Here is a 6,339-nt window from a genome sequence, read left to right as displayed (position 1 = left end):
CATCCCCGTCGCCGACGCCGCCGGGCTGAAACTGACCCACATGGCCATGGCATTCGCCATCGCACACCCCGGCGTCACCTCCGCGATCATCGGGCCACGCACGATGGAACACCTCGACGACCTGCTCGCCGGCGTTGACGTCACCCTCACCGACGAGATCCTCGACCGGATCGACGAGATCGTTCCGCCCGGCACGGACGTCGGCATGCGAGACGGGGCCGCCTACGTCCCTCCGGCCATCCAGCGCCCAGGCCTCCGCCGCCGGACCGTCGACGAGCGCTCTGCTACCTGAGCGAACCCCTCGCCGGGTCTCGCACGGCGGGGCCTGTTCGGCAGCGCCCGTCGTGCTCCTGGAGCCCGGAACAGACCCAGCCAACCCCCATCTCTCAAGGACCCGTCGCATGACACACAAGCAGCACCCCATCGGAACCGGATTCACCGCCGCCTCGACGGTCGACGACGTCCTCACGGACGTCGATCTGACCGGCACGAACGTCATCGTCACCGGCGGCCACGCCGGGCTCGGCCTTCAGTCCACGCGTGCGCTGAGCAAGGCCGGCGCCTCGGTCACCGTCGGCTCGCGCTACCCGGACCGGGCCGCGGCCGCGCTGGACGGGATCGAGCGGGTCGAGGTCGGCCGGCTTGACCTCCTCGATCCCGCGTCGATCGACGACTTCGTTACCCGCTGGCTCGAACCCGGCCGTCCTCTCCACGTGCTGATCAACTGCGCCGGCCTCCCCGCTCCCGGCGAACTTGTCCGGGATACACGCGGCTATGAGGCGCAGTTCGCGACCAACCATCTCGGCCACTTCCAGCTGACCCTGGGTCTGCTACCCGCGCTGCGTGCGGCGCGCGGTGCCCGGGTGGTCAACGTGACATCCGGTGCTCATCGACTCTCCGACATCCGCTGGGACGACCCGCACTTCGATTCCGGCTACGAGCCGGTCCTCGCTTATGCCCAGTCCAAGGTCGCGAACGTCCTGCACGCCGTCGAACTGGACCGCCGCTGGGCCGAGGACGGGATCCGTGGCTACGCGGTGCATCCGGGCGTCGTGGTCGGCACGGCTCTGAACAGCTCCGGAGGCGAGGAAGCGTTGCGCGCCCAGGGACTGATCGACGAGTCCGGACGGCCGGTCATCGACCCCGACCGCGGCAAGAAGGCGCCGCAACAGGGGGCGAGCACCATCGTGTTCGCGGCCACCAGCCCCCTGCTCGCCGAGATCGGTGGCGTCTATCTCAAAGACAACGACATCTCGCCGGTGGACGACGAGCCGAGGCCGCTCACCGCGGACGACATCCCGTCCGAGGTCATGTCGCACTCCATCGACCCGCATTCGGCCCAGCGGCTGTGGGAGCTGAGCGAGCAGCTGCTCAAGGCATGACGCCTACGGATCATTCAAGGAGAATGTATGAACACCCCCACCGCACGGCTCGCCGCCGAAGGTGTGAGCGTCTGGCTCGACGACCTGTCGCGCCCGGACATCCTCTCCGGCAAGCTCGCCGAACTCATCGCGACCCGCGCCGTCACGGGCGTCACGACCAACCCCACGACCTTCGCGAGCGCACTGTCGAAGGGCCAGGCGTACGAGGCCCAGGTCGACCGGCTCGCGAGGCGGCGCGTGCCGACCGACGAAGCGATCTTCTCGATCACGACGGTCGACGTGCGAAGCGCCTGCGACCTGTTCCTTCCCATCTATGACGCGACGGCCGGTCTCGACGGCCGCGTGTCGATCGATGTCTCGCCCGAGCTCGCGCACGACACCGAGGGCACCGTCGCCCAGGCCAAGGAACTGTGGTCGCGCGTCGACAGCCCGAACGTGCTCATCAAGATCCCGGCGACGACGGCGGGCTTGCCGGCCATCACCGAGGTGATCGGGGCCGGCATCAGCGTGAACGTCACGCTGATCTTCAGCCGCGAGCGTTACGGCGAGGTGATCGATGCGTACCTCGCTGGGCTGGAGAAGGCGAGTGAGGCGGGTATCGACCTCTCCGGCATCCACTCGGTGGCCTCGTTCTTCGTATCGTGTGTCGACCCCGAGGTCGACAGGCGCCTCGCTGCCATCGGCACCGACGAGGCCGAAGCCCTGGCCTCGCGCGCCGGGCTCGCGAACGCGCGGCTCGCCTACGAGCTGTACGAGCAGCGCTTCGCCGAGGCGCGAGCCACCGCGCTGGTTGCGGCAGGCGCCAACGTGCAACGTCTGCTGTGGGCGTCCGCCGGCGTCAGAGATCCTGCGTTGCCCGGCACGATGTACGTCACGGGCCTCGTCGCGCCGGGCACGGTCAGCACGATGCCGGAGAAGACGCTCGAGGCCACGTTCGATCACGCTGAGATCATGGGTGACGTCGTCACGGGCGCGTACGCGGAGGCGCGAACCGTGCTCGGCCGACTCGCGGCGGTCGGTGTCGACGTCGACGACGTGACGCGGGCGCTCGAAGACGAGGGCGTGGAACAATTCATCGCCTCCTGGCGTGAGCTTCAGCAGACGGTGAACGAGGTGCTCGCGCCTTCGAAAGCCGCATAGTGATCGAGCGGGAGAACCCGACGACCACCAGGTCTCCGCGGCGCGAGCGGAACCAGACCTCACCCGCGAAGGCCTGGTGTGGACCGCTCAGCTGTCCGCGGTTGCCCGCACCCCGGTGGCGCGGGATGTGAGCAGGTCCACCACGTCCGTAAGGCCCATCTCGATGCGCCCGTAGACGCGGGGGTTCAGCAGCGTGACGCCGTCGAAGTCCCCCGCGGATGCGAAGATCGCGACGGGCACCGTCAACGCTTGGAAGAAGGCGAAGAGCGGTCGCATCGCGTGCTCCAGGACGAGCGCATGGTGCTCGCCCCCGCCCGTCGCAGCCAGCAGAACGAGCTTGTTGGCGAGCGCATACTGGTCGATGAGATCGAAGAAGTGCTTGAACATGCCGGGGTAGGAGCCTCGATACACCGGTGCCGCAGCGATCAGGAGGTCGGCGTCTTCGGCGAGCCGGAGCATGGCGTCGACGTCGGGCGTGACGTCGTCGCGCTCGAGAGCCCCGGTGAAGCCTGGACCCAAGCGGTACACGTCGACCTGGGACGCTTCGACGGGGAGCATCCTCCCCAGCGTGTCGAGGACGACGTCGACGAGGCCCAGGGTCTTGGACTGCCGGCTCGGACTGCCGTTGACGACGACCACCCGCAGAGTCGCGCCGGCCGTAGGTGTGTCTGGTCCTGCATCGACGACGGGCGGGGTGGTGACGGTCACGCTGCCACCTCCTGACGTGTGGCGACCTCCTGGCGCACGACGGGCGCCACTTCGGTTCCGAGCCGTTCGATCGCTTCCAGGTGTTCCTTCTGCGGCATCCCGCCGAAGCCCATCTGGATGATGGCGCGGCTGATGCCGTACAGCTCGTGGTAGGCGAGCAGCTTGTCGACGACCTCCTGTGAGCTGCCTGCTAGGAGCCCGGACCCCGGCGAGGCCTGCGCGTCGAAGAACGTCCGCGGAAGCCGGACGCCCCGGCCACGCTGGTGGTTGTTCTCCGCCATGCCCTTGGCGAAGTACGGATACATCACGTCCCTCGCCTGCTGGCTGGTGCGGCCCACGTACCCGTGCGTGTTGATGCTGACCGGAAGCGCGCGCGTGTCGTGCCCCGCCTGCTCAGCGGATGCGCGGTAGAGCTCGATGGTCTGCTCGTGGAAGGTCAACGGCCCCAGCAGGAGGGCCATCGCCATCGGCAGGCCGAGCCGCCCGGTGCTGATCGCGGACGCCGCGGAGCCTCCTACCCCCACCCAGATAGGAATGGTGTCTCCGTCGGCGCGCGGTGCAATGTCGGCGTCGACCAGGGGAGCGCGGAAGTGCCCGGACCAGGTGAGTGGGTTCTGTTCGCGGATCTTGAGCAGCAGGTCGAGCTTCTCGCGGAAGAGGTCGGCGTAGTCCTGCAGGTCGTACCCGAACAATGGGAATGACTCTGTGTAGGAGCCGCGGCCTGCGATGATCTCGGCCCGGCCATGTGACAGCAGGTCGATCGTCGCGAACTGTTGCCAGACGCGCACGGGATCCTCGGAGCCGAGCACGGTGACCGAACTCGTCAGGCGGATGCGCTCGGTCGCCTCGGCCACGGCGGCCAGCAGGATCGTCGGTGCTGAACCGACGAAATCGGAGCGGTGGTGTTCACCGACGCCGAACACGTCGAGGCCCGCCTCGTCGGCGACCTTCGCCTGCTCGATCGTCTCGCGCACGCGTTGCCGCGGCGACGGCAGCCGCCCGGTGGTGGGATCCTCCGTCACCTCACCGAAGGTCATGATTCCAATCTCGAATGCCATCTCGGTATCCCTTCATGTTGTCGGCGCCAGCCAGCGCCTACGTGACTAATAAGTTATCTGCACAGGCAGATATTCCCGGCGTCGTGCGAGGTAGACGAGATATAGTTCTGCCATGGTGACCGAAAGGCTGCGAGACATCGAGGATGAGGCATGGAAGGGATTCCTGTTCACCCATGACAGGCTTTGGCGTTCGATTGAGGCAGGGCTCGCTCCGCTGAACGTGAGTATGGCCGAGTACAGCGTCCTGGCTCTTCTGGGTGAGGCCGGGCCGACGGGCATGCGGATGTCGGAACTCGCCGAGCGTCGCCTGATGTCCACCGGTGGCTTTACCCGTCTCGCCGACCGTCTGGAACGCCGTGGGCTCATCGAACGGCGCCAGTCGACTGTCGATGGCCGCAGTTTCGATGCGGTCTTGACAAGGGAAGGACGGGCGCTGCTGCGTAAGGCGTGGCGGCAGCAGTACCGCGACCTCCGCGAGCTCTTCTTCGACCGGCTTGACGACGATGATCTCCGTCGGCTCGCCGATATCTGGGCGCGCCTTGACCCCAACCGGCAGTGACCTCGCTCAGGCCTTGTGGCAGCCGTCAGGGTCTGAGTCGGATCCGTGAGTAGCGCGGCTCGTGTTTCGTCAGATCTCCAACGACGTGGCGGGCGCGGAAGGCTCAAGCTCCGTGGCAGCGCGGACGAGCGCGGCCACGGCGGTGAAGCGGGACTCCTGGGGCCAGACGATCGAGAGGACCGAGGGCGGAGCGTCGGCCACATCGATGTAGGCCAGGCGCGGGCGAGGGTAGCGGTCCATGACGGATCGGGGGACCAGCGCCGTGATGCGGCCGAGTTCGACGAGTGCGAAGAGCTGGGGCAGGTCACGGATCCCGTGCTCGTCGACGAGGCGGCGCTGATAGCCATGCATGCTGGCTGTATCAGTGGGGCCGGTCACGGGAAGTTCCAGGTTGGCGAGCGTTGCCGTGCCCAAACGAGCGAAGGCGTGCCCGAGCGGGACGGCCGCGACGGTGGGTTCCATGGTGACCGGCTCGGCGTCCAGTCCGGTGCCGTCGAACGGCCCGTGTATCAGAGCGACGTCGGCTTCACCCCGGCGCAGCAGACGCGGCTCTTCTCCCCATCCGCACAGGCGGACGGTGACCGGGAGCGCGGCGTCCTCGGCGGCGTACCGCGTCAGAATGGTGTCCAGGAGTCCAGCGTCGTTATCCGCTTTGACGGCCAGCACGACCTGGGGTGTGGTAGCGCCGGCGCGTTGGGCGCGGCGGCCGGCGGCCTCCAGGGTATCGAGCCCCGGCCGCGCCTGGCCGAGGAGGACGGTACCGGCCGTGGTCAGGGTGACGCTGTGGGTGTCGCGCTCCAGGAGGGGCACGCCGAGGTCCGCCTCGAGTGCACGGATTGCGCGTGACAGCGGCGGGGCGGAGATGCCCAGCCGGTCGGCGGCCCGGGTGAAGTTCAGCTCCTCGGCGACCGCGACGAAGTACCTCAGTGCTCTGGACTCGATCATCCGGCTCTCCTTCATCCGGTCGCTTCCTTCGGTGTGTCCCTGGGGGTAACACCCATGACCGTCACGATCCTTCCCTGGTGAGAACCGACGGCGCATCGTTGTAGTTGTAGCCGGACCGCCCGTCACGGCCCAGGTCCCGCAAGGATCAGCCGCCCGTGATCATCGTCACCGGAGACAACGGAAGCTAGGGCGCGCCGGTACTCATCATTCCGGTCCAACCCGATCGTCACGACCAAGGAGATCTTGATATGGCTAAGACGTTTGCCCTTATCTACACCTACACCGAAGATGTGGCGCTTCAAGATGCCAACCGTGATGCCCATATCGATTACCTGCGGGGACTTGTCGATGATGGCGTGCTGCTCGCTTCCGGTCCTTGGGGACAGGACGACGTTCGCGGGGGTCTGCTGATCTACCGTGCCGAGGACAGGGCAGCGGTGCAGTCGATCGTGGACGACGATCCGTTCATGACCAACGGCGTGGTGGCCGCCGCGCAGATTCGCGAGTGGGTGCCGTTGCTGGGGCCCGTGGCTGACCACCCGCAACT

Annotated in this window: 8 protein-coding genes; 5 read left to right on the top strand and 3 right to left on the bottom strand. The window is 67.5% G+C overall.

All coding sequences use genetic code 11. The features are described 5' to 3' along the window. From ELR45_RS40980 to tal, 3 genes are all read left to right on the top strand, one after another. Window positions 1–292 (top strand): aldo/keto reductase (locus tag ELR45_RS40980; RefSeq protein ID WP_240759809.1); only part of this gene is annotated, 292 nt, incomplete at its 5' end. Between the two features lie 109 nt (window positions 293–401). Beyond that, a complete protein-coding gene (locus ELR45_RS17210) occupies window positions 402–1,382 on the top strand; it encodes an SDR family NAD(P)-dependent oxidoreductase (RefSeq protein ID WP_129667492.1) in 981 nt (326 codons plus the stop codon). 27 nt (window positions 1,383–1,409) lie between these two features. After that, window positions 1,410–2,522: a transaldolase gene (gene tal / locus ELR45_RS17205; RefSeq protein WP_129667491.1), complete on the top strand. Its 1,113-nt coding sequence runs from the start codon at window positions 1,410–1,412 to the stop codon at window positions 2,520–2,522. Between the two features lie 87 nt (window positions 2,523–2,609). Here the strand turns inward: tal and ELR45_RS17200 are convergent, their stop codons facing one another. Both ELR45_RS17200 and ELR45_RS17195 read right to left on the bottom strand, forming a co-directional pair. After that, window positions 2,610–3,230 carry an NAD(P)H-dependent oxidoreductase gene (locus ELR45_RS17200; protein ID WP_205856750.1) on the bottom strand — a complete coding sequence of 207 codons (621 nt, stop codon included), beginning with the start codon at window positions 3,228–3,230 and terminating at the stop codon, window positions 2,610–2,612. Next, window positions 3,227–4,288 (bottom strand): LLM class flavin-dependent oxidoreductase, encoded by a 1,062-nt coding sequence (locus tag ELR45_RS17195; protein WP_129667490.1) that lies wholly within the window; start codon window positions 4,286–4,288, stop codon window positions 3,227–3,229. The genes ELR45_RS17200 and ELR45_RS17195 overlap by 4 nt, the downstream gene beginning before the upstream one ends. 112 nt (window positions 4,289–4,400) lie before the next feature. On the opposite strand from ELR45_RS17195, the gene ELR45_RS17190 reads away from it, so the two are divergent. Then, on the top strand, window positions 4,401–4,847 hold the full coding sequence (locus tag ELR45_RS17190; protein WP_205856749.1) for a MarR family winged helix-turn-helix transcriptional regulator: 447 nt from the start codon (window positions 4,401–4,403) through the stop codon (window positions 4,845–4,847). A 69-nt stretch (window positions 4,848–4,916) separates the two neighbouring features. Here ELR45_RS17190 and ELR45_RS17185 read toward each other — a convergent pair whose 3' ends face one another. Next, on the bottom strand, window positions 4,917–5,789 hold the full coding sequence (locus ELR45_RS17185; RefSeq protein ID WP_129667591.1) for a LysR family transcriptional regulator: 873 nt from the start codon (window positions 5,787–5,789) through the stop codon (window positions 4,917–4,919). A gap of 251 nt (window positions 5,790–6,040) precedes the next feature. Here ELR45_RS17185 and ELR45_RS17180 point away from each other — a divergent pair. Further along, window positions 6,041–6,339 (top strand): YciI family protein (locus ELR45_RS17180; protein WP_129667590.1); only part of this gene is annotated, 299 nt, incomplete at its 3' end.

Source organism: Phytoactinopolyspora endophytica (assembly GCF_004138495.1).
GTDB classification, from domain to species: domain Bacteria; phylum Actinomycetota; class Actinomycetes; order Jiangellales; family Jiangellaceae; genus Phytoactinopolyspora; species Phytoactinopolyspora endophytica.
Note: the sequence above shows the minus strand (reverse complement) of the source record. Positions and strands in the feature narration are given on the sequence as shown.

Coding starts and splice junctions, on each gene's coding strand:
- ELR45_RS17210 (WP_129667492.1), top strand. CDS start 402: ATGACACACAAGCAGCACCCCATCGGAACCGGATTCACCGCCGCCTCG.
- tal (WP_129667491.1), top strand. CDS start 1,410: ATGAACACCCCCACCGCACGGCTCGCCGCCGAAGGTGTGAGCGTCTGG.
- ELR45_RS17195 (WP_129667490.1), bottom strand. CDS start 4,288: ATGGCATTCGAGATTGGAATCATGACCTTCGGTGAGGTGACGGAGGAT.
- ELR45_RS17190 (WP_205856749.1), top strand. CDS start 4,401: ATGGTGACCGAAAGGCTGCGAGACATCGAGGATGAGGCATGGAAGGGA.